Annotated in this window: 19 protein-coding genes; 9 read left to right on the top strand and 10 right to left on the bottom strand. The window is 63.1% G+C overall.

Going from position 1 to position 21,761, the window contains the following annotated elements; genetic code table 11:
• Window positions 1-12 precede the first annotated feature (12 nt).
• From NIM87_RS11550 to NIM87_RS11585, 8 genes are all read left to right on the top strand, one after another.
• Window positions 13-933, top strand: a complete 921-nt coding sequence (locus NIM87_RS11550) for a carbohydrate ABC transporter permease (protein WP_254674839.1) — start codon at window positions 13-15, stop codon at window positions 931-933.
• Window positions 923-1,798, top strand: a complete 876-nt coding sequence (locus NIM87_RS11555) for a carbohydrate ABC transporter permease (RefSeq protein WP_254674840.1) — start codon at window positions 923-925, stop codon at window positions 1,796-1,798. Before NIM87_RS11550 ends, NIM87_RS11555 begins: the two co-directional genes overlap by 11 nt.
• Window positions 1,798-2,535, top strand: a complete 738-nt coding sequence (locus NIM87_RS11560; RefSeq protein WP_254674841.1) for a tyrosine-protein phosphatase — start codon at window positions 1,798-1,800, stop codon at window positions 2,533-2,535. Before NIM87_RS11555 ends, NIM87_RS11560 begins: the two co-directional genes overlap by 1 nt.
• A complete protein-coding gene (locus NIM87_RS11565) occupies window positions 2,535-3,653 on the top strand; it encodes an ABC transporter ATP-binding protein (protein WP_254674842.1) in 1,119 nt (372 codons plus the stop codon). The genes NIM87_RS11560 and NIM87_RS11565 overlap by 1 nt, the downstream gene beginning before the upstream one ends.
• 110 nt (window positions 3,654-3,763) lie before the next feature.
• Window positions 3,764-4,432, top strand: a complete 669-nt coding sequence (locus tag NIM87_RS11570) for a response regulator transcription factor (protein ID WP_254674843.1) — start codon at window positions 3,764-3,766, stop codon at window positions 4,430-4,432.
• 189 nt (window positions 4,433-4,621) lie between these two features.
• A complete protein-coding gene (locus tag NIM87_RS11575; protein ID WP_254674844.1) occupies window positions 4,622-7,081 on the top strand; it encodes a sensor histidine kinase in 2,460 nt (819 codons plus the stop codon).
• A 153-nt stretch (window positions 7,082-7,234) separates the two neighbouring features.
• Window positions 7,235-7,408 (top strand): hypothetical protein, encoded by a 174-nt coding sequence (locus NIM87_RS11580; RefSeq protein WP_254674845.1) that lies wholly within the window; start codon window positions 7,235-7,237, stop codon window positions 7,406-7,408.
• 246 nt (window positions 7,409-7,654) lie between these two features.
• Window positions 7,655-7,999, top strand: coding sequence for a hypothetical protein (locus tag NIM87_RS11585; RefSeq protein WP_254674846.1), 345 nt, complete (start codon window positions 7,655-7,657; stop codon window positions 7,997-7,999).
• Between the two features lie 67 nt (window positions 8,000-8,066).
• Here NIM87_RS11585 and NIM87_RS11590 read toward each other — a convergent pair whose 3' ends face one another.
• The 9 genes from NIM87_RS11590 to NIM87_RS11630 all read right to left on the bottom strand — a co-directional run bounded on the left by NIM87_RS11590 (window position 8,067) and on the right by NIM87_RS11630 (window position 18,736).
• On the bottom strand, window positions 8,067-9,614 hold the full coding sequence (locus NIM87_RS11590) for a tripartite tricarboxylate transporter permease (protein ID WP_254674847.1): 1,548 nt from the start codon (window positions 9,612-9,614) through the stop codon (window positions 8,067-8,069).
• Entirely contained in the window at window positions 9,614-10,111 is a 498-nt protein-coding gene (locus NIM87_RS11595; RefSeq protein WP_254674848.1) for a tripartite tricarboxylate transporter TctB family protein, read from the bottom strand. Before NIM87_RS11595 ends, NIM87_RS11590 begins: the two co-directional genes overlap by 1 nt.
• Entirely contained in the window at window positions 10,108-11,052 is a 945-nt protein-coding gene (locus NIM87_RS11600) for a Bug family tripartite tricarboxylate transporter substrate binding protein (protein ID WP_254674849.1), read from the bottom strand. The genes NIM87_RS11595 and NIM87_RS11600 overlap by 4 nt, the downstream gene beginning before the upstream one ends.
• Window positions 11,053-11,364: 312 nt before the next feature.
• On the bottom strand, window positions 11,365-13,011 hold the full coding sequence (locus tag NIM87_RS11605) for an MGH1-like glycoside hydrolase domain-containing protein (protein WP_254674850.1): 1,647 nt from the start codon (window positions 13,009-13,011) through the stop codon (window positions 11,365-11,367).
• Window positions 13,008-14,069 carry an ABC transporter ATP-binding protein gene (locus tag NIM87_RS11610; RefSeq protein WP_254674851.1) on the bottom strand — a complete coding sequence of 354 codons (1,062 nt, stop codon included), beginning with the start codon at window positions 14,067-14,069 and terminating at the stop codon, window positions 13,008-13,010. Before NIM87_RS11610 ends, NIM87_RS11605 begins: the two co-directional genes overlap by 4 nt.
• A gap of 202 nt (window positions 14,070-14,271) precedes the next feature.
• Window positions 14,272-15,156 carry a carbohydrate ABC transporter permease gene (locus tag NIM87_RS11615; RefSeq protein ID WP_254675169.1) on the bottom strand — a complete coding sequence of 295 codons (885 nt, stop codon included), beginning with the start codon at window positions 15,154-15,156 and terminating at the stop codon, window positions 14,272-14,274.
• A gap of 237 nt (window positions 15,157-15,393) precedes the next feature.
• Window positions 15,394-16,287 (bottom strand): carbohydrate ABC transporter permease, encoded by an 894-nt coding sequence (locus NIM87_RS11620; protein ID WP_254674852.1) that lies wholly within the window; start codon window positions 16,285-16,287, stop codon window positions 15,394-15,396.
• 184 nt (window positions 16,288-16,471) lie between these two features.
• Complete coding sequence (locus NIM87_RS11625) at window positions 16,472-17,761, bottom strand: ABC transporter substrate-binding protein (RefSeq protein WP_254674853.1); 1,290 nt, start codon at window positions 17,759-17,761, stop codon at window positions 16,472-16,474.
• 126 nt (window positions 17,762-17,887) lie between these two features.
• Window positions 17,888-18,736 (bottom strand): phytanoyl-CoA dioxygenase family protein, encoded by an 849-nt coding sequence (locus NIM87_RS11630; RefSeq protein WP_254674854.1) that lies wholly within the window; start codon window positions 18,734-18,736, stop codon window positions 17,888-17,890.
• Between the two features lie 488 nt (window positions 18,737-19,224).
• On the opposite strand from NIM87_RS11630, the gene NIM87_RS11635 reads away from it, so the two are divergent.
• The gene (locus NIM87_RS11635) at window positions 19,225-20,388 is read left to right on the top strand and encodes an HPP family protein (protein ID WP_254674855.1); all 1,164 of its coding nucleotides are present in this window, start codon (window positions 19,225-19,227) and stop codon (window positions 20,386-20,388) included.
• Between the two features lie 6 nt (window positions 20,389-20,394).
• Here the strand turns inward: NIM87_RS11635 and NIM87_RS11640 are convergent, their stop codons facing one another.
• Window positions 20,395-21,387: an acrylyl-CoA reductase family protein gene (locus NIM87_RS11640; protein ID WP_254674856.1), complete on the bottom strand. Its 993-nt coding sequence runs from the start codon at window positions 21,385-21,387 to the stop codon at window positions 20,395-20,397.
• Window positions 21,388-21,761: the final 374 nt, after the last annotated feature.

Genomic DNA, 21,761 nt, shown 5'->3' on the forward strand with positions numbered 1-21,761 from the left:
AAGGATCGGACAATGGCCATAGCCGCTTCCGCCCCAGTTCAGCGACGCCGGATCAATCAGGCCCGCTTCTCGCCCTGGCTCTATCTGGCGCCGGCGATTCTGACGCTGGTGGTCTGGATCTACTGGCCGCTGGTGGACGCGTTCCGCCTGAGCTTTTTCCAGTGGAACATGCTGCCCACCTCCCCCCAGACCTTTGTGGGCTGGGACAATTACCAGCGCATTTTCGCACTGCCCAAGTTCTGGCAGGCGCTGCGCAACACCGGCATCTATGTGCTGGGACTATTGCCGCTGGCGGTGCTGATCCCGCTGGCCCTGGCCATCTACACGCACGACCTGTCGCCGCGACTGCGCAATATCTACCGGGCCATCATCTTCGTGCCGATGATCATTGCGCCGGTGGTTGCTGCCGCCGTGTGGCGCTGGCTGCTCGATCCCAACTACGGCATGGTCAATGCGCTGATCGAGTGGTTCGGCGCCGAACCGGTCAAGTTCCTCAGCGATCCCAAGGTCGCCATCTGGACGATCATCGCCATCACGGGCTGGAAGCTGATCGGCTTTTCGACGCTGATCCTTTCGGCGGCCAATGCCAATATCAATCCGGCGCTACTGGAGGCTGCCCGCATGGATGGCGCCAGCAAGTGGGAGATCATCCGGGACATCCGCCTGCCGCTGCTCAGCTCTTCAGTGCTGTTCCTCGTGATGATGACGATCCTGCTCGGAGCGCAGTGGAGCTTTGGCTATATCAATGTGCTGACCGGCGGCGGTCCGCTCGGCGCCACCACGAACATCTATTACCTGCTGTGGGATTTCGGCTTCTCGACCATGTCGGTCGGCTGGGGCTCGGCTGCGGCGGTGATCCTGTTCCTCGGCTTTGGCGCCCTCGCCTTCGTGCTGTTCCGCCTCATCGACAGGTATTCGTTCCATGACAACTGATGCAATCAAGGCGCAGCTTACCCTGGCGCGTCCGCTCCGCCGCAAGGCCGCAGAGGGTATCGGGCTCAATAGCGCCGCCGGCCATCTGGTCATGGTGCTGCTCTCGATCGTCTGCCTGTTCCCGGTCTATTGGATGGTCGCCACCTCGCTGCGCCCGGCCAATGCCATTTTCGAAACGAGCCTCTGGCCGACCACGATGTCGCTCGAGAACTACACCTATGCGCTCGACAGCATTCCGATCCTGCGCATGTTGATCAATACGCTGGTGGTGTCGGCGCTCACGACCGTGGTGCAGCTGCTGACAGGACTTCTTGCCGCCTATGCTTTCGCCCGCTGGCGCTTTCGCTTCGATAGCCTGGTCTATACTGCCGTGGCGCTGACCTGGCTGGTGCCGTTCCAGGTGGTGATGATCCCCAATTATCTGCTGATCGCGCAGATGGGGCTGCTCGACACCATTTCGGCGCTGATCCTGCCCAACTTTGCTTCGGCGCTGGCGATCCTGCTGCTGGCCCAGGCCATGCGCAGCTTTCCCAAGGAAGTGGTGGAGGCCGCCCGCATGGACGGCGCCGGCAGCTGGCGCATCCTCTGGGGCGTTATGGTGCCCAATCTGCGCGGCACCATCGCCTCGTTGGCCATCCTCATCTTCATCTCGACCTGGAACGAGTATTTCTGGCCCCTGCTGCTGACCCGCACCGCGGACAACAGTGTGATCCAGATCGGTATCCAGATGTTCATGACCTCGGAAGGCAACCAGTGGGGGCCGCTGATGGCTGCCTCGACGCTGGCCAGCCTGCCGGTGCTGGTCATCTACATCGTGCTGCAGCGCCAGGTCATCCAGTCCTTCATGAAATCGGGAATCCGCTGATGAACATTCATCTCAACCGCCATCTGCCAGTCAAAGGCACTTTCAACGTCCGCGATCTGGGCGGCTATGCCACGCCCTCGGGCGAAACCCGCTGGCGGCGCGTGCTGCGGGCCGATGGGCTGCACCGTCTCGATGACGAGGGCATGGGCGCATTGGTGGCCGAAGGCGTTACCACGGTCATCGACCTGCGCCACCCCGGCGAACTCGAAACCCAGCCCAATCCGTTCCATGCCAATCCGGCCGTGCGCTACCACAATGTCTCGCTGTTCGACCAATTGGCGCCGACCCCAGTGCCGGGCCAGGACATCTTGCTCGAACTCTACAAGCTGGCGCTCGACAACCGGCAGAGTGCCGTGGCCGAAGTGCTGACCATTATTGCTGAGGCGCCCGAAGGCGCGGTGCTGTTCCATTGCACCGCCGGCAAGGATCGCACGGGTATTGTTTCGGCGCTGCTGCTGGCGGTTGCCGGCGTCGAGGCGACGCTGATCGTTGACGACTACGCCCTGACCGGGCCGATGATTGCCCCGATGGTCGAGGAAATCATCGCCCATGCGGTTGCCCGTGGGGCCGATATCGAAGCCTTCCGCCCGATGCTGGCCTCAGAACCGGCCACCATGCTGGCGACCATTGCCCATATCGAAACCAATTATGGCTCGGCCTCGGCTTACCTCGAACGCATCGGCATGGACGTCGCTGCCATCGAGCGTCTGCGCCAACGCCTTGTGGGAGACATCTGATGGCTGATCTGGTTCTCAAGCACCTGAAGAAGACCTATGACGCCAAGCAGGTTCTGCATGGCGTGGACGTGACCATTCCCGATGGCAGCTTCGTCGTGATGGTCGGACCCTCGGGCTGCGGCAAGTCCACGCTGCTGCGCATGATCGCTGGGCTCGAAGACATCAACGAGGGCACGCTGACCATTGGCGGCGTCACCATGAACGACATTGATCCGGCCGACCGGGGCTGTGCCATGGTGTTCCAGAACTATGCGCTCTATCCGCATATGACCGTGCGCCAGAACATCGGCTATCCGCTGAAAATTGCGAAAATGCCGGCGGCCGAGCGCGACAGGCGCATCCAGGAAGCGGCTGCCATCCTCAATCTCACCGATTATCTCGACCGCCGCCCGGCGCAGCTTTCAGGCGGGCAGAGGCAGCGCGTGGCCATGGGCCGGGCAATCGTGCGGGAGCCGGAGGTGTTTCTGTTCGACGAGCCACTGAGCAATCTCGACGCGCTGCTGCGGGTGCAGATGCGCATCGAGATCAAGCGGCTACACAAGCGCCTCAAGGCCACGTCGATCTTTGTGACCCACGATCAGGTCGAGGCGATGACCCTGGCCGATATGCTGATCGTCATGAATGCGGGGCGGATCGAACAGGTGGGAACACCCGCCGAAGTCTATCGCAAGCCTGCCTCGGTGTTCGTCGCCGGCTTCATGGGATCACCGGCCATGAACCTGATGGAGGCGACGATGGGTGCCGATGGCCAGGTCACGCTGGACGTAGCCGGGGGTCGCCCCATGCTGCGCCTCGCCGGGCTGGCGGAAGGTACCCCGCTGACCGTGGGCGTTCGCCCCGAAGCCATCACCCTTATGCCCGAAGGCGCCGATGGATTGCAGGCGACAGTCGAGCTGGTTGAGGAACTGGGCGGTTCGCGCATTGCCTATTGCGCGCTCAAGGGCAGCGAAATCGCGGTTGTGCTGCCACCCGGCGACGAACCCTATGAAGGCCGGCAGGTGACGCTGAGCTTTGACCAGCGCGATCTGCACCTTTTCGACCGGATCACTGGCCTCCGGGTCGAGATCGAACCGAGCAGGCTCGAAAAGCCTCAGCGGACCAAAGTCGCCGCGCACTGAGGCCATTCAAGGTTCCGGGCCGGGGCGGCGACGTCCCGGCCCTGTACATAGGCCGGAATTCCAACTCCCAACGCGCCGCCCAATGCTCTAGTGTCCTCACAGGAGGACGCATGCGGATATTGTTGGTGGAGGACAATGAGGACTTGGGCGAGGCCATTGAAAAGCGCCTGCGCTCGGCGGGACACTCGGTCGAATGGGTCAAGGATGGCGACGACGTGGTGCCCACGGCCGAGGCCGAACCGTTTGACGCGGTGGCACTGGACCTCATGTTGCCGCATCGCGATGGCATCAGCCTGATTGCCGAGCTGCGCAAGCGCAAGTTCAACGCGCCTATCCTGGTCATCACCGCCCGCTCGGAAATCGACGACAAGGTCAGCCTGCTCGATCTGGGCGCCGACGACTATCTGGTGAAGCCCTTTGACCTCAGGGAGCTGGAAGCGCGCTTGCGGGCGCTGTTGCGGCGCACCGGCGGGCAGGCGTCGAGCACGGTGGGCGTGGGCAATCTCGAACTGGACCTGGCGGGCCTCAATGCAGCGGTAAGCGGCAAGGCGCTGGAGCTGGGACGGCGCGAATTCCGGCTGCTGGAAATTCTCGTGGCCCATGCCGGCAAGGTGGTCGCCAAGGAACGACTGATGAACCAGCTGTTCAATTTCGACGAGAATGTCTCGGTCAATGCGCTGGAGCTGCACATCTCGCGGCTGCGCAAGAAGCTTGAGCACGCCAATGTGGAAATCGGCACGGTGCGTGGCGTGGGCTATGTGGTGCGGGTCAATGAGTGACTTTCGGTCGGCATTGATCCCCTGGCCGGCGAGGACCCGCGATTTGCGGCAAACGTCAACGCGGTGTGCGTGGCTCACCCCACCCTCGATCCCTCCCCATCAAGGGGTGGGAGGCGCAAGGCTGAGATGCCAGTGTTCATCGTCTCCCTCTCCTCTTTGGGGCGAGATCAAGGGTGGGGGCGCCTGTTCTTGACAACCAAATCCTTCTCCATTCGCCGCCGCATTTTTGCGCTGGCGGTGGCGCTGTTGCTGGCGGCGTCGGTGGTGCTGATCGTATTTATCCGCGACTATGCCGAGCGGGCGTCGGACCGGGCCTTTGACCGGCTGCTGGCGGCGTCGGCGCTGACCATTGCGGGGGCGGTGCAAGTGGAGAATGAGGCGGTGGTGGTGGAAATCCCCTTTGCCGCCTTCGCCATGTTCTCGGGGCAGGACCGGGTGTTTTATGCGGTAGAAGACCCGGATGCGCGCACCGTTACCGGCTATGAGGATCTTGCCGCGCAGATGGGCGAGACGCTATCAGCCGAACCGGCCTTCACCGACATGCTCTATCGCGGTGAGACTGTGCGAGTGGCCAGCGTCGGGCGGTTGATTTCGACGCCGAGCGACACCGGATGGGTCACTATTCATGTGGCGGAAACGCAGAACCAGCGCGAGGCGCTGTCCACTGAAATCCTGTCGAACGCGGTGCTGCCGGTGTTGGCACTGACGCTCCTGGCGGTGGCGCTGGTGTGGTTCGGCATTTCGCGCATGTTCGCGCCGCTGACGCAGCTTGAACACGAGTTGCGGGCGCGGGCGCCGGACGATCTTTCGCCCATCACGGTGCCGGTGCCAGAGGAGGTGGATCACCTGATCTCGGCGCTCAATGGCTTCATGGCGCGGCTGCAAAAGGCGATGGAGCGGGTGAGCGGGCTGGTGGCGGAGGCAGCGCATGAGGTGCGCACGCCGCTGGCTTCGCTGCGCGCCCAAGCCGAAGTAGCGATGGACGAGCACGACCCCGAGGCCCTGCGGCGGCGGGTGGGTCGTATCCATACCGGGGCCGTGCAGGCTAGCCAATTGGTCAGCCAGCTCCTGATGGAAGCGACGATTTCCCACCGCATGGAAAACCAGGAGCTGGACACAACGACCCTGATGGCAGTGATCGAGGAGGTACGGCAAAGGCTCGACCCGGATCAGGCGCGACGGCTCAATATCGACCTGGCTGCCGAGGCCGGGGATGCGCCACTGCGCGGCGACCGCGTTGCGCTGCGCGAGATGATGCGCAATGTGGTGGACAATGCGCTGGTCTATACGGATGGCGCGGTCGACATTGCCGGGCGGCTCGAGGGCGGGAGCCTTGTGATCACGGTAAGCGACCGGGGGCCGGGAATTGAGGAAGGGGAGAAGTCCAGCGTGCTGGAGCGGTTCAAGCGCGGCAAGGCGAGCACCGGCAAGATCGGCTCGGGGCTTGGTCTTTCCATCGTGGCCCGGGTTGCCGAGGCCCATCGCGGGCGGCTGGCCCTGCTGGATCGCGCCGGTGGCGGGTTGACGGTTTCCATCACCTTGCCTTCACCGAGGCGGGCGGGGGGCCAAGCGGGCATGCTGGGCATTGCCGCGGCGCTGGTGCTGAGCGGCGCGATGCTCCTTTCCGGCACGCCGGCGGAAGCGGCGACCACGACCTATCCCGCGCGGGATGGCTCGGACAGCACGGTGCTGACCATTCTGGGGGTGACGGATACGCCGCTCTTTGCCCATTTCATCGAGGCGTTCCAGACCCTGCGGAGCGATGTCACCGTCGTTTATGAGGAAACGGACTCGCTGCCGCTGTTCCAGGGGTTTCTGGCCGATGCGCTCGACAGCGACCCCGACCTCCTGATCAGTTCGGCCTCGGACCTGCAGCTGAAACTCGCCAATGACGGATATGCGCTGGCCTATGACAGTCCCTATCTGGGTGCCCTGCCCGACTGGGCGCATTGGCGCAATGAGGTGTTCGGCTTCACCTTCGAGCCGGCGGTGATCATCTATAATCGCGGGCTCATTGGCGACGATGAGGTGCCGCGCACCCATCTGACGCTGGCGGAGCTGCTGGAAACCCAGACCGAGCGCTTCCGAGGCAAGATTGCCACCTATGACATCGGGCTGTCCGGCGTGGGTTACCTGCTGGCGGCGCAGGACCAGACGATTTCCTCGACTTTCTGGCGGCTGGCCAGTGCCTTCGGGCGGGTCAATGCGCAGTTTTCGGGGTCCAGTCCGGCCATTCTGAACGGTGTTGCCGAGGGCACGCTGGCGCTGGGGTACAATGTGCTGGGCTCCTATGCCTTTGCCCGGCAGGCCGAGGGCGCGCCCATCGAAATCGTGGTGCCCGACGATTATGTGCTGGTGCTGACCCGCTCGATGCTGATCCCGCGCAATGCACCCAACGCAGAGCTGGCCAAGGCCTTCGTCGACTTTGCCTTGTCGCCCGCCGGTCAATCGGTTGCTTCTGGGCCAACAGCGCTGGGCTCGGTGGTACCGGAGGGCGCGGGCGAATGGACCAGCGAAGCCATCGCGGCGCGGGGGCGCGGTGTTATCCAGCCTATTCCGCTGGGCCCCGGCCTTCTGGTGGCGCTCGATACGCTGCGGCGGCAGCGCTTTCTCGACACCTGGCAGGAAATCGTTTCGCCCAAGCCATGACCTCTGGGCATGACCAGGTGACGGCGCGAGAAGATTTTCGCTCAGCGCATGGCTGGGGTGACCAATCAACCCCTACTGTTTTGGTCGGGTAAGGACCATCTTGTGTGCATGGAAACGACCCGGGCAGTCCGGGTTGAACTGGAAGGATTGAAAATGAGCACCCCGCGCAAGAACAAGTTCTTTGCGACCCTCGACACTTTTGCCACCGTGTTCGGCAGCGCTGCTGCTGTGTCGGCGGCAGTCGAAGCCGGACGGGCGCCCAAGGCCAAGCACCTGGACAACCTGGGCATCGACCCGGTCGCATTCCGCAACATCGGCAAGTTCTAATCTCCGCCTCGCGGCGTTGAGCGACCAGAACAAGCGCTGGGGCCAGGCTCCTCCCTCCCGGGCCCAGCGACAAAACCGATATGAAAAGCCCGGCACCAGTCCCTCCCTGGTTGCCGGGCTTTTTCGTGCACCGCGCCGTGAATGGCGCATGAATTTCGGGGTCAGCTTTGGTTCAAGCCCGCCCGGGCATCTTGCGGTCATCAAAAAACAGGTGGGGCGCGACCCCGCACTATTGAGGAGACCGACATGACCATCACCAATCTGCGGGCCACGGGCGCCACGCTACTGACCATTGGCACACTGCTTGCGCTGACTCCGCTGGCCCCGAGCATCGCCATGGCTGACGACAATGACCTGATCTGCTTTGAGTATCAGCTGCCGAACGGCGACGACGAACTGGAGTGCGACACACGTGGCAATTACAAGGCCGAATGCGCGCTGACTGACCCCGACAACACCACGGAGTTCTGCCAGGACATCAACTCGGCCTTCGAGGGACGGGACGAGGCGCCGCAGTCGCTTGTCGGTGGCGGTGGTGGAACGGTTGATCCGACCCCGCCTTCGCGTCCCCTGAGCCTCACCTTGCGCTAGAAAGCACTCGGTCCCGCCCCGCCACCAGGTGGCAAGGGCGAGACCGACTTGCGTCCGCAGGTTCTGGTCAGTCTTCGTCGGTTGCCAATTGGCTGAGCACGCCACCCTTGCCGCGCATGCGCATGATCACCGGCAGCCCCACGGCCACGATGGCAACGACATAGAGAACAATGGACACCGGCGATTGCACCAGCACCAGCAGGTCGCCCTGACTTATCGCCAGCGCCCGGCGCAATTGCTGCTCGGCCATGGGGCCAAGGATCAGCCCAACCACGACCGGGGCGATGGGATAGCCGAAGCGGCGCAGCAGATAGCCGAGCACACCGAAGGCGAGCAACAGCACCAGCTCGAAGGAAATCCGCACCGGCCCGAACCCCATGGACATGGCGCCATTGGCGCCCAAGGTGCCGAGCGTGGCAAAGGTCAGGATGCCGGCATAGAGCCAGTGCTTGGGAATGGTCAGCAGACGAACCCAAAGCCCAATCAGCGGCAGGTTGAGGACCAGCAGCATGAAATTGGCGACGAGCAAGCTGGCAATCAGAGCCCAGACAAGCGGCGCATTGTTGGCGAACAGCAGCGGGCCGGGTTGCAGACCGAACTGCTGGAAGCCCGCCAGCATGATCGCGGCGGTGGCCGTGGTCGGAAGGCCCAGCGTCAACAGCGGCACCAGCGTTCCGGCAGCAGAAGCATTGTTGGCCGCTTCGGGGCCGGCCACGCCTTCGATGGCGCCATGGCCGAACTCTTCGGGCTTTTTGGAAAAGCTCTTTTCGGCGCTGTAGGAGAGGAAGCTGGCCACATCAGCACCACCAGCCGGCATGGCGCCGATGGGAAAGCCGATGAAAGTGCCGCGCAGCCAGGCTGCCCAGGAGCGCTTCCAGTCCTCCAGGGTCATCCAGACCGAGCCTTTGACCGCCGTGACCTCGGCATTGACCTGGTCGCGGTCCGAGGCGGTCTTGAGCGTTTCGCCTATGGCAAAGAGGGCAACGGCCATGGTCGTGACTTCGATGCCGTCAAGCAGGTCCATGATCCCGAAGGCGAGGCGCGTCTGGCCCGTCTGCAAGTCAATGCCTATGAGGCCCAGGCCCAGGCCGATGAACAGGGCCGTCAACCCGCGCAGGGCAGAGTCGCCAAAGGCCGCTGAAACGGTGACGAAAGCCAGCACCATCAGTGCGAAGTAATCCCAAGGACCAAAGGCCAGGGCGAATTTCACGACGAAGGGGGCGATGAAGGCGAGGCCGAGCGTTGCCAGCAAACCGGCAACGAAGGAGCCGATGGCGGCGGTGGCGAGGGCCGGTCCGCCCCTGCCCTGCCGGGCCATCTTGTTGCCTTCGAGGGCGGTGACGATGGAGGCGCTTTCGCCCGGCGTATTGAGCAGGATCGAGGTGGTCGAGCCGCCATACATCCCGCCATAATAGATGCCGGCAAACATGATCAGCGAGCCGGCGGGGTCGAGCTTATAGGTGACCGGCAGCAGCAGGGCCACGGTCAGCGCCGGGCCGATGCCGGGCAGAACACCCACGGCAGTGCCCAGGGTCACGCCGATCAGCGCGTAAATGAGGTTGTGAACCTGCAGGGCCGAAATCAGGCCCTGGGCGAGGAGATCGAAGGTTTCCATCAGAAACTCCCCGTGGTCAGCAGGCGCTCAAGCGGACCGGCGGGCAATGACAATTGCAGGCCCTTGGCGAAGATGAACCAGACGACAAAGGAAAACACGGCGCCAATGAGTGCGGTCTGCCAGATAGGTCCGCGCCCGAATGCCTTTGCCGTGCAGGCAAAAAGCACGCCGGTGGCAATGGAGAAACCGGCCACCGAGAGCAGCATTATCTGCCCGACAAGCCCGCCGATGATCCAGAAGATCGGCGCGTAGTCATCCTTGCTGCGTTCTGGAAAGCTGCCGCGCATGGCTGAAACGACGGTGCCGATGGCAAGCAGGACAAGGCCGCTGGCGATCACATAGGGGAAGACCGTGGGGCCAACACGCTGTTGGAGCGGCGGCAGGCGCATCTGGCTGGTTTGCCAGAAAATCACCACAGCAAGGCCGGCGAGGATGGCCGCTATGACAAGCGCCGCCCCATCGGGGCGGCGCTCGCGGCTGGAGGAGCCAGTTGTCATTGGACGAGGCCAATGTCTTTCAGGATCGCTTCGGTCGCCTCGGTGTCGGCGGCCAGCTGAGCGGCAAAGGCGTCGCCATCGAGGTAGGTGTCAACCCAGCCCTTGGTTTCAAGCGCCGTCTTCCAGGTGGCGGACGTTGCCATGGCCTTCACGTCGGCAGTGATGGCAGCCTTCTGCTCGTCGGTGATGCCGGGAGCAGCGGCAACCATGCGCCAGTTCTGCACGGCCACATCGACGCCGGCTTCCATCAGCGTGGGGGCGTCAAAGCCCGGCACGCGGGTGTCGGTCGAAACCGCCAGCAGACGCAGTTCACCCGCTTCGATCTGCGAAGCGAATTCGCTGACGCCGGAGACGCCAACGGTCACCTGGCCACCCAGAATGGCGGCGAGCGCTTCACCGCCACCAGAATAGGCGATGTAGTTGACCTGGGTGGGGTCGAGACCAACTGCCTTGGCGATGAGGCCGGCGGCAATGTGGTCAACGCCGCCAGCCGAACCACCGGCCCAGGCAACGGCGCCGGTATCGGCCTTGAGCTTGGCGACCAGATCGTCGACGGTCATGATGTCGGAGTTGGCCGGAACCACCAGCGCCACGGCTTCACCGGTGAGGCGGGCGATGGGCGTGACATTGTCGAGCGAGACCGGCGACATATTGGTGAGGATGGCGCCGACCATCACATAGCCGCCAACGATCAGGGCGTTGGGGTTGCCATTTTCCTGGGTGGCAAACTGGGCCAGCCCGATTGTGCCGCCGGCGCCGGGGACATTGGTGACCTGCACATTGCCCGAAATGCCTTCAGTCTGCATGGCATCCTGCATGGTGCGGGCGGTCTGGTCCCAGCCGCCGCCGGGGCCGGCTGGCGCCATAATGGTGTAGTCGGCAGCCAATGCGGGGGTGAAAAGGGCGCCGGTAACCAGCGCCGCGAGAAGCAGCTTGTTCATAGATCCTCCCAAGAACAATTGCGAACGTCGTTGCGTTCGTGGGGAGGAGCTTAGGCCCGCTCCCTGTCACTGTCCTGTCAGGGAGGCTACGCCGGGTGATGGGGACGGGCAAGATGGGTTGGTGGGGGTGCCCAGCGTGTGCCCCACCCATCGCGCGACACCCCCACCCTAGTTTCGCTACGGCCCATCGGGCCGAGCTGCACTACCCTCCCCACAAGGGGGGGAGGCGCAAGACTGCGGCGCCTGAGTTCATCGTCTCCCTCCCCCTTGTGGGGAGAGATCAAAGGTGGGGGTCTAATCTGGCGACAAATTTCACCCGTAGCTGGGCAGGACCAGTCCGGGAGAGCTGGTGGAGAGGAATGCGCCAGCCTCGAATCGCTGGCGTTCGTTGGGGGCAATGGCGAAAGCGATGGATTGGCCGTCCCATTCCAGATTGCCCGATACCGTCCGGCTGGTGAGGCCGACGATTTCGACCAGCGCGCCAGTGCGGTCGGTGATGAGCCGGAGACCTGCGGGAAAGCGCGCAAGGAGCGTGCCATTGCGGTGGATTTCGCTGCTTTCAACAGTATTGAGCAATTCAAACTCAACCCCGTCTATTCGCCGGGCATAGGCGGTCTCCCAAAGCTCGTAGCGGTGGGTCGCGGGCTTGGGAATAAGGCCGGTGAACCAAATCGCGCCATCGGGACGTGGCAGGATGCCAGACAAGCGCTCGACGAAATCGAGGAGGCAGAGGATGGACGGCGCGTATTTTTCGGTGAACCCGGCGGCGCCGGTATAGGGGTTAAGCGTCTGCGGGAAACGGTCGGCGGTAAACAGCGCCGACAGCGTAGGTTGCATGATCCAGCTCAGTTCGACATCGCGCCCGTGATGCTCGAAGGCATGGGCAGCGCGGATGATGGACAGGAAATTGGACGGACCATCCCAGCTGTTCTGGCCGGCATTGGGGTCAAACCTGGGATCGTCCAGCGCAATCGAGGTCAGCGGGAATTTGGCGAAGAATTTGCGGGTGTTGAGCAGGTAGCGGTCCAGCGCCTCGGCAAATTTGCCGGCGTCGCCGATCTCGCAGGCAAGGACCCGCAGCAGATTGTCGGACTGGATGCGAACCAGACGACCATGGCGGTCGCGGTCGTAAAAGAAGGCGTCGTCGGGATCAAAGCACTGCGCATAAAGCGCGGTCCGGCTGGCTTCGGCCTTGTCGCGCCAGGCGTTGCCGTCGCCGCCAAGGTGATCGGCCATGGCGCCCAGATAATCGCGCTGGCAGGCGACATTGGCGGTCAGGTCCGGCGCGATGAACGGCAGGATGGGATTGTCGGGATCGTAGCGCGTCGGATCGTTTCCGAAGGGGCTGTCGGGCACATGCCAAAAACGAGACGACAGGTCGTGCCCGGTGTCATACGTGGAGAAGGCCTCCACCGCGCCGGTGCCCAGAGTGTCGCGATGGCGGGCGAGCCAGGCGTCGTAGCGGGCCATGGCGCCGAACATGTGGCTGAGCCAATCGGTATCGAGGCGGTTGAGCCGGAAGTGGTTCCACACCGAGCGGGCCAGCGGCGTGACCAGCTGGATCTGGTTGAAACCCGGACCCTGTGGGGTGATCTTGTAAGGGAACAGCCCATCGCTTCGCTGATAGCGGGCAAAGGCCGCGTAAGTCGCGGTGGTGATGGACGGCAGGAAGCGGCTGAGGAGTTCGGCATTGATAGTGCCGGTGCTTTCGAGCCAGCAGCCGTGATAGATGCCGCCTTCGTGCAGGATAGGCGTTTCGTCGGCAGCCGGGGCGATGCAATCGAACAGCTCACGCACCGCGTCATAATAGCGGCTGGTCAGTTGGTCGGCGCTTGAGACGAAGCGGACGCCGGAGCGTTGCCATTCGGCCAGCAGCGCCGTGTCGGCGGGTTTGGCCAATGGGCCGACCTTGTCGGCCACATCGAGAGCGCGGAGGGCAGTGAGTAGCGGGTGGCTCAACTCTGCGCCTCGATGCGAAGACCCTCGGCATTGAAGAAATGGGCATCGGCGGCACGGAAGCTGAGCATTACCGCCTCGCCACGCTTATGCTGGGCATTGCCCGGCGCCTGGGCCATCAGGGTCTGGCCTCCAGGCAGGGCGACATAGACGAAGAGTTCGCTGCCCAGATATTCGACCAGGGTGATGGTGCCCTCGACCGAGACATCGCCTGGCGCCCCGATGGCGAGGTGTTCGGGACGGATGCCGACGGTGACAACGCCGGTGGCGTCGAGCGTGACCGGCAATGTGCCCAAATCGGGTAGGTCGATCCCCTGCCCTCTCATCGTGCCGGTGAGCAGGTTCATCTTGGGCGAGCCGATGAAACTGGCGACAAAGAGATTGCGCGGATTGTTGTAGAGCTCGAAGGGCGTGCCAACCTGTTCGAGATTGCCCTTGTTGAGTACGGCGATGCGCGTGGCCATGGTCATGGCCTCGGTTTGGTCGTGCGTCACATAGATCATGGTGGTGCCCAGCCGGTTGTAAAGGCCGGCAAGTTCGACGCGCATCTGCACGCGCAATTCGGCATCGAGGTTGGACAGCGGCTCGTCGAAGAGAAACAGCTGGGGTTCGCGCACGATGGCGCGGCCGATGGCGACGCGCTGCTTCTGCCCGCCGGAGAGTTGGCGCGGCTTGCGGTCGAGCAGTTCCTCGATCTGCAGGATGCGGGCGGCGTCAGCGACGCGGCGGGCGATTTCGTCCTTGGGCATGCGCAGGTTGGACAGCCCAAAGGCGAGGTTCTTGCGCACGCTCATATGCGGATAGAGCGCATAGGACTGGAAGACCATGGAGAGATTGCGCTGGCTGGCCGGCAGGTCGTTGACGACACGGTCGCCAATCGAAATCGTGCCGTCGGTGATCTCTTCCAGACCGGCGATCATACGCAGGAGCGTGGACTTGCCGCAGCCGGATGGCCCGACCAGCACGAGAAATTCGCCCGACTGCACGTGCAGGTCGATGCCGTGAACGACCTCGAAACCGGCATAGGCCTTGCGAACTTCGGAAAGGGTAACGGATGCCATGACTACTCCGGTCGAACTGTCGTCTGTGTTGGGCACGGTTGGCTCCCTCTCCCTCTGGGGGAGAGGGTTGGGGTGAGGGGGCCTTTTGGCTGGCGCGGCGGCAAAGGCCCCCTCACCCGGCGCTGCGCGCCGACCCCCGGGTCGCGGCCCGAGGGCAGGCTCTCTCCCCCAGAGGGAGAGGTGAAGAATTGTGCCCTGCTCATCATTTCAGCCCACTCATCGCGATGCCGCGGATGATGAGCCGCTGGAAGATGAGGAAGAACAGCAGGATGGGCAGGATGGAGAGGATCGACATGGCGAACATGGGGCCATACTGGCTGACGCCGTCGGTGCTGATGAAACTGCGCAGCGCCAGGGGCACCGTGTAGTCCTTCATGTCGTTGAGATAGACCAACGGCCCCAGGAAATCCTCCCAAGTCCAGATGAAGGAAAAGATTGCCGCGGTGGCCATGGCCGGCAGGCTCAAGGGCATGATGATGGCCCAATAGATCTTGAATGGCGAGCAGCCGTCGATCATCGCCGCCTCGTCCAGTTCGCGCGGCAATTGGCGGAAAAACTGGATCATCAGGAAGATGAAGAAGGCGTCGCCGGCGAGGAACTTTGGCACGATCAGCGGCAGGTAACTGTCCACCCAGCCAAGATTGAGGAACAGGATGTACTGGGGGATCAGCACCACGTGATAGGGGATCATCAGGGTCATCATCATCAGCGCGAACCAGATGGTCTTGCCGGTGAATTCGAGACGCGCAAAGGCATAGGCCGCGAAGGAACAGGAAATGACATTGCCGATCACCGAGAGCACGGTGACGACGGTGGAATTCCAGAAGAAGGTGGTGAAACTGACCGGCAGGGCATTCCAGCCCTCCGAATAGTTCTCCCACTGGAATTGGCTGGGCCACAGGCCCAGATCGCCAAAAATCTGGTTGTCGGGCTTGAGCGAGGCGGCCAGCATCCAGATCAGCGGATAGACCATGACCAGAGAGGTCGCGATCAGGAAGATGTGCTTGAGCAAGCCAGCACGGCGGGCGCGGCGGGCTTTTTCTTGCCGGTACGCATGGGCGATGTCGGCGGTGGTTTGGGTGGGCATGGTGGTGGTCATGGCCAAACCTTCCTGACACTGTTGGTTCTTGCGCCTCCCTCCCCTCGATGGGGAGGGACCGAGGGTGGGGTGGAGCCACGCGCATCGAACTGCTGGTTGAGTGCCACCCCACCCAGCTCTGCTACGGCCTGACGGCCTAGCGCCGCTACCCTCCCCATCAAGGGGAGGGAGGTGCCCACGAAATGGGCCGATTCGGGACGGTATGATGATTTAAAGTCCATTCCCTCAGCCCCTCTCGTTTTCGTAGTGGACCCAGTATTTGCTGGTCCAGAAGGCGATGGCCGTGAAGGCGGCGATGATGAACAGCAGAACCCAGGCCAGCGCCGAGGCATAGCCCATGCGCAGGAAGCTGAAGGCCTCGTTGTAGAGATAGACGGTGAAGAACAGCAGGCTATCGAGCGGCGCGCCCGAGCCGCCGGAAATGATGAAAGCGCCTGAAAAGCTCTTGAAGGCCTCGATCATCTGGAGGACCAGATTGAAGAAAATGACCGGCGCCAGCAGCGGCACGGTGATGGCGAAGAACTTTTTCACCGGCCCGGCGGCATCGATCTCGGCGGCCTCGTAGAGTTCCTGCGGAATGGCGCGGAGGCCGGCGAGGAAGATCAGCATGGGCGACCCGAACTGCCAGACGGCGAGAACGATCAAGGTCCAGAGCGAAAACTTCGGGTCGGCCAGCCAATAAGGTCCGTCGCCACCAAAGAGGCGCAGGATGGAGTTAATGACCCCATCGTAGTTGAACAGCTGGCGCCAGAGGATGGCCACGGCAATCGAACCGCCGAGAATGGATGGCAGATAGAACAGAGCGCGATACCAGCCGATGGCGCGGATACCCTTGTCGAGCGCCATGGCGACGCCGAGCGCAAAGATCAGCTTGAGGGGCACCGAGATCACGACGAACTGGAAAGTGACCTGGAGCGCCTTGTAGAAGCGCTGGTCGAACTGGAACATGTAGACAAAGTTGTCGATGCCGATCCACTGCGGCGGGCGCACGACATTGTATTTGGTGAAGCTGAGATAGAGCGACGCCAGGATTGGCCCGATGGCCAGAAGGAAGAAACCGATCAGCCACGGCGATAGAAAGGCATAGCCGGCAAAGTTGCGGCGGAAGAATTTTTGCACGCGTGGCTCCAAAAAAGGTCGTCTCGCCCTGGCGAAACTATAACCGGATGCAGCACCTGCCGCGACCAATGGCAGGTGCCGCCTCATCCCGGGGAGATATCCGCCGCCCCGCGGGAGAGAGGGCGACGGACCGGGTTATCAGGACAGCGCCAATCCGCCTGGAGGCGACGCTGTCCCCTGGGGATCAGGCGCGGGCCAGGATGGCCTTGGCCTGAGCGAGGAAGTCGCTGGCGGTGTCGGAGATGGAGCGCTCGCCGAGCAACACGTTGACGGCCAGACGCTGGAAGGTCTGTTCCACTTCGTTCGAGCCGCTTGGGGGCGGCGGCGGCAGAACAGCCGTCTTGCCCTGAATCTTGTCGAAGAACTCGACCGAGCGGGCTTCGACATCGGTCAGCTTGGGCTGCAGGGCAGCGCGCACATCGCTCTGGCTGGGGATGCCACGTTCGAGGCCGAGGACCGCCGTCATGTCGAGATCGTTGACGAAGGCGCTCATATAGGCCGTGGCGGCCTCGGGATTGGCGCTGTCGCGGGTGAGGCAGACGAACTGGCTGGGCTGCACGATGGAGCCGGGCACCATGTCCGGGGTGTTGGGATACATTGCCGCGCCGAGCATGTCTTCGGTCAGGCCCTGCAAGCCAACCAACTGGTTGCTCCAGAGGTAGCTCATGGCCGATTTGCCCGTAACCACACCCATCTGGGCCAGATCGGAAACACCAGCGAGGCCGGCACTTTCCGGCGCCGGAGGCGTGCCGCCGGCGTTGCGGATCTTTTCCCAGGTCGACCAGTATTCCTCGACGATCTCCTGGGTCGGACCATAGGAGCCATCCTCGTTGTAGAGCATGGCGCCCTTTTGGACGACGAAGTCGGAGAAGTTCTGGTAGCCGGCGGTGTTGTCATCGGTGCCCGGAACGCCGGTGGCTTCCTTGATCGCGGCGGCAAATTCGGCCAGCTCGTCATAGGTGTAGCCATAGGGGTCGAAATCGGTGCCCGGGACAATGCCGGCTTCTTCGAACAGGCGCGTGTTGAACATGGCCATGTGGCTGTTGGCGCCAATGGAGAGGGCGTAGAACTTGCCATCCACGGTGCCGGCATCGATGGCGCTCTGGTCCATCTTGGAGATGTCGAGGCTCTTGCCGACATAATCGTCCAGCGGAACGACGGCGCCATTGGCGATATATTCGAACAGCACGCCGTAACCCTGCTGGATCACATCGGGCATGTTGCCGCCAGCGATCTGGGTCGTCAGCTTGGTGAAATAGTCACCAAAACCAAGGGTTTCGCCGGTGACTTTGATATCGGGATTCTTGGTGTTGAAAATGTCGATGACGGCAAAGGTGCGCTTGTCGCGCTCCGGGTTACCCCACCAGAAGTGACGGATTTCGGCGGCCTGGGCAAAAGCCGGGCGACCCATGGCCGCAAGCGCCAGCACCGATCCCGATGCACCCAGAAAAGTTCTTCTCGTCAGTTTGCTCATTGTGTTCCTCCCTTGAGCCTTCTTGGTCAGCTCGTCGCCGGGTCCTCAACCGGCGAACAGCCTTTTCATCCACTGACTTACGTACCTCTCGGCAGGGGTCAGCGAAATTCTTCTCCTCCCGACCACCTAACCGTTGGCGGCCAGAGGAGCCTTGTGGGGCATGACGATCCGTCGCCGCTCGGGCGTCAGCCGCGCCAGCAGCGCAGCGCTGGGGATCATGTCATGCCGGAAATAACCCCAGCTGGGGCCATAGCGATAAACGGTCATGCGGCGCTGGCCCGGATTGGTGCGGCGAGCCGAGCCGTGCATGATGGCATCGACGAACATCAGCGCGTCGCCGGCCTTCAAATGCACCTCGACCGCGCCGGCAATGCCATCCACCGAGGTCTGGGCGTCGCGCTTGTCAACCGGGACCGTCTGGGGGTGACGAAGATTGGATTTGTGGCTGCCGGGAATGACCATGGTGGCGCCGTCGCCGGGGCCGATGTCATTGAGGGCGATCAGAACATTGACCTGCCCGCAGTGAAATTTTCCCGCATGGAAGCGGTATTGCGTGCGGATGGTGCCGACATGGCCGCCTGAATGCAGGCGCAGCGCCTGGCCCGGTCCGCGCACCGAGGCGAAGCACTCGTCGATAAAAGCGGGGCCGTGGTGGCCATCGAAATTTTCAGGGTCGTCCGAGCCGATGAAATGCACCGCCTTGGCGAACCAGGACGGGTGATCGATGAGGCTTTCCCAGACCAGGCCGGCTTCATAGACCTGTTGCAGGACAAGACCTTCCTGACGGGAGGCATCGTTGTAGAGGCGGACATTGTCGTGCCAGCCGTCGCCGACGAAATCCTGATGCTGGTCGAGCGTGACATTACAGGCAGCCACCTCGGCGGGTGACAGCGCATTGGGAATGACCAGATAGCCCTGGAGGTCGAACAGATAGCGTTCGAGTTCGGTGCAAGCTGCACCGGGCACCGTCTCCATCCCTTACTCCCGCACTCTCATGCCCTGCATTGGGGCGAAGCTGGTGCGGTGCTGCTGGGAAGGTTCGTCCCGCCAACCGCGACCGCACGGTTGAGATCATTTTGCGGGCAACTCAGAAGGTCGATACGAGCAACTGTCCGTGGTTTAGCATCGGTCAGACAGCAGACGTACCGCGTAGCTCACGCTTTACCACATACCCTGGCTGGACCTCGAGGGGTCCATGACGTGTCTCCGGCCGTTCCTGAGAGGTTTTCCCCGCTCAGATTGGCCACAAGATTGTCCGATCTTCCATACAAGTCAATAGATTTGAAAGTGTCCGCGCTTGGCGGGCGCGGCCGTAAACGATACCGGTCAGGACTACCCGCCTCTTCGTCCCCCACGGCCCTGTGCATAAATGTCCCCGGAGGAAGCAATTTTTTGCGCAATGCCAGACAAGAACGCATTCGTGCGCTTTGAGCGGAATGGCGCCCGATGCTAGGGGAAGCGCCATGAGTGTCCTTGCCCGCTTTCTGCCCAATATGGTTGCCGTCAGTCCTCTCGAGCGGCTGCGTGCCGCCGTGGGCGCCTTCGTGGGCATTTTGGCGACCTCTGGCATCACTGCCCTGGCGCTGGGCCAGGGACCGGAATTGCCGCTGCTGATGGCGCCCATCGGGGCGTCGGCAGTGTTGCTGTTCGCGGTGCCGTCGAGCCCGCTGGCGCAGCCCTGGTCGATCCTTGTGGGCAATTGCCTGGCGGCCCTGGTCGGGGTTAGTTGCGCGTTGCTGCTAGGTGGTACCCCGGTGGCGGCCGCTCTGGCTGTTTCTGTCAGCATCGGGCTGATGCTGACCTTCAAATGCCTGCACCCGCCCAGCGGCGCGGTGGCGCTGACTGCCGTGATCGGCGGTCCGGCGATTGCTGAACTGGGCTATGGCTTTGTTGCCTGGCCCGTCGGCATCAATTCGGTGCTGCTGCTTCTGGCCGCCATGGCCTTCAACCGGCTGACCGGCAAGGACTATCCGCACAAACCCGTGGCCAGTCCCGCGGCCGACGCCAAGGTGGTGCCCTTCTCGCCCACGGTGAGCCTGGGGATTTCGGTCGACGACCTGAAATCGGCCATTCGTGAGCGCGACGAAGTGGTCAGTGTCGATCCGGTGGACCTTGAAGACATGCTGGAGCGGGCGGCACTGCTGGCCTTTGCCCGCCGCTCGGGCGGCATTACCGCCGCCATGGTGATGACCCGTGACGTTGCCCGGGTGCAGCCGGGCACTTCGTTGCGCGTGGCCTTGCGGACCCTACGTGGCCATGGGGTCAAGGCCTTGCCGGTGGTCGATACGGCTGGCCGGGTGGTGGGCATTCTCACCCAGACCGATCTCCTCGAGAAAGCGGAATGGGGTCCGGTGCATGCTTCATCGGGGCTTGGATGGCGCTTGCGCGCCATGACCAATTCTGACCGCCCGCTGCGCGGCAAGGTGCGTGACGTGATGACCACCCATGTGGCGACTGTCACCGAAGCCATGCCGATTGCGCTGGTGATGCGGCTGATGCTCGATTCCGGGCATCACCACCTGCCCGTATCGGCTGACAACGGCGTCCTGAGGGGCATGGTCACCCAGTCGGACCTGATCGCCGCGCTTTTTGGCAGTGAAGCCACCGAGCAGGCGCTGATCGCCTAGAGCAATCTAGCCCGCAGGATTGACCAGCACCCGGCCCTTCACTTCGCCGCGGAGGATTTGCCCGGCCTTTTCGGGCAGCGCCTCCAGGCCAACCTCCTCGACATTATCGGCATAGGCACCAAAATCGAAGAGCCCAGCCAGACGCGCCCAGGCGGCCTGTCGCGCCTCGAATGGCTGCATGACACTGTCGATGCCGGCGAGCGTCACGCCGCGCAACAGGAACGGCAGCACATTGGTGTTGAGGCCCATGCCTGCCGCATTGCCGAGGCTCGCCACAGCGCCGCCATAGGCGATCTGGCGCAGCAGCTTGCCCAGCACATCGCCGCCGACGCAGTCGATGGCGGCCGCATATTTTGCGGTTTCGAGCGGCTTGTCCGGCTGGGCCAGGAACTCGGCGCGATCCACAATGCTGGCGGCGCCCAGCGCCAAGAGCATGTCCGCATGTTGCGGGCGACCCGAAAGCGCCGCCACTGTGTAGCCAAGGCGCCTGAGGAGGGCCACGGCGATGGAGCCGACGCCGCCTGCGGCACCGGTCACCAGAACCTCGCCGCTGGCTGGAGAAATGCCGAGGGTTTCGAGACGATTGATGGCCAGCATGGCCGTGAGACCGGCGGTGCCCATGATCATGGCATCGCGTGTCGTCAGCGCTCCCGGCAGGGGCACCAGCCAATCGGCCCTGACCCGCGCCCGCTCGGCATAGCCGCCCCAATGGGCCTCGCCGACGCGCCAGCCGGTCAGCACGACGGGGTCACCAACGCGATAGCGGACGTCGCTGCTCTTACTCACCTTGCCGGCAAAATCGATGCCGGCGACATGGGGATAGGTTCGCACCAAACCGCCCTGCCCGGTCAGACACAGCCCGTCCTTGTAGTTGAGCCCCGCCCATTCGACATCGACTGTTACCTCGCCCTCGGGAAGCCGGTCATCGGAGAGCGTCTGGACAGTCGATGACACTGTGCCGTCTTCGGATTTTTCGGTCAGCAGAGCGCGGAATGACATGGGCTTTTCTCCTCTGGAACGCGTGTTTGTGACGACCATAGCGGAGCTTACGCGCCAGGCCAAAAGTTATCCCCGCACCCAAATCCTCCCCCATACTCCCACCCATCTCTCCCGTGAAAGGGCGGACTGCAGCGAACGGTTGCGGGAGGGAAAGCCGGGCGTGGGGCAGTCGCTTGCCGCCACGGTCCGGGAGGCACTGGATGATAGTCCGGATACTGTGGGCAGCACTTGGCTGCTGTCCCCGGAACAGTCCAGCAAGGCCCCCCCTAACGAGAAACTTCGCTCCGTCCCGCCGGGCAAATCTCTCCGGTGGAGAGATTTGAGGCGAGAAGGCCATAAGCGCTACGCGCGAATGGCTAGCGTCCCGAGACGGC

Source organism: Devosia ureilytica (assembly GCF_024273195.1).
In the GTDB taxonomy this organism is placed as follows: Bacteria; Pseudomonadota; Alphaproteobacteria; order Rhizobiales; family Devosiaceae; genus Devosia; species Devosia ureilytica.

Bases quoted from the DNA above. Each gene is read 5' to 3' on its own strand.
- NIM87_RS11595 (WP_254674848.1), bottom strand. From the start codon at position 10,111: ATGACAACTGGCTCCTCCAGCCGCGAGCGCCGCCCCGATGGGGCGGCG.
- NIM87_RS11610 (WP_254674851.1), bottom strand. From the start codon at position 14,069: ATGGCATCCGTTACCCTTTCCGAAGTTCGCAAGGCCTATGCCGGTTTC.
- NIM87_RS11630 (WP_254674854.1), bottom strand. From the start codon at position 18,736: ATGGAGACGGTGCCCGGTGCAGCTTGCACCGAACTCGAACGCTATCTG.
- NIM87_RS11635 (WP_254674855.1), top strand. From the start codon at position 19,225: ATGAGTGTCCTTGCCCGCTTTCTGCCCAATATGGTTGCCGTCAGTCCT.
- NIM87_RS11555 (WP_254674840.1), top strand. From the start codon at position 923: ATGACAACTGATGCAATCAAGGCGCAGCTTACCCTGGCGCGTCCGCTC.
- NIM87_RS11615 (WP_254675169.1), bottom strand. From the start codon at position 15,156: ATGCCCACCCAAACCACCGCCGACATCGCCCATGCGTACCGGCAAGAA.
- NIM87_RS11565 (WP_254674842.1), top strand. From the start codon at position 2,535: ATGGCTGATCTGGTTCTCAAGCACCTGAAGAAGACCTATGACGCCAAG.
- NIM87_RS11580 (WP_254674845.1), top strand. From the start codon at position 7,235: ATGAGCACCCCGCGCAAGAACAAGTTCTTTGCGACCCTCGACACTTTT.
- NIM87_RS11640 (WP_254674856.1), bottom strand. From the start codon at position 21,387: ATGTCATTCCGCGCTCTGCTGACCGAAAAATCCGAAGACGGCACAGTG.
- NIM87_RS11590 (WP_254674847.1), bottom strand. From the start codon at position 9,614: ATGGAAACCTTCGATCTCCTCGCCCAGGGCCTGATTTCGGCCCTGCAG.
- NIM87_RS11570 (WP_254674843.1), top strand. From the start codon at position 3,764: ATGCGGATATTGTTGGTGGAGGACAATGAGGACTTGGGCGAGGCCATT.
- NIM87_RS11625 (WP_254674853.1), bottom strand. From the start codon at position 17,761: ATGAGCAAACTGACGAGAAGAACTTTTCTGGGTGCATCGGGATCGGTG.
- NIM87_RS11560 (WP_254674841.1), top strand. From the start codon at position 1,798: ATGAACATTCATCTCAACCGCCATCTGCCAGTCAAAGGCACTTTCAAC.
- NIM87_RS11550 (WP_254674839.1), top strand. From the start codon at position 13: ATGGCCATAGCCGCTTCCGCCCCAGTTCAGCGACGCCGGATCAATCAG.
- NIM87_RS11585 (WP_254674846.1), top strand. From the start codon at position 7,655: ATGACCATCACCAATCTGCGGGCCACGGGCGCCACGCTACTGACCATT.
- NIM87_RS11600 (WP_254674849.1), bottom strand. From the start codon at position 11,052: ATGAACAAGCTGCTTCTCGCGGCGCTGGTTACCGGCGCCCTTTTCACC.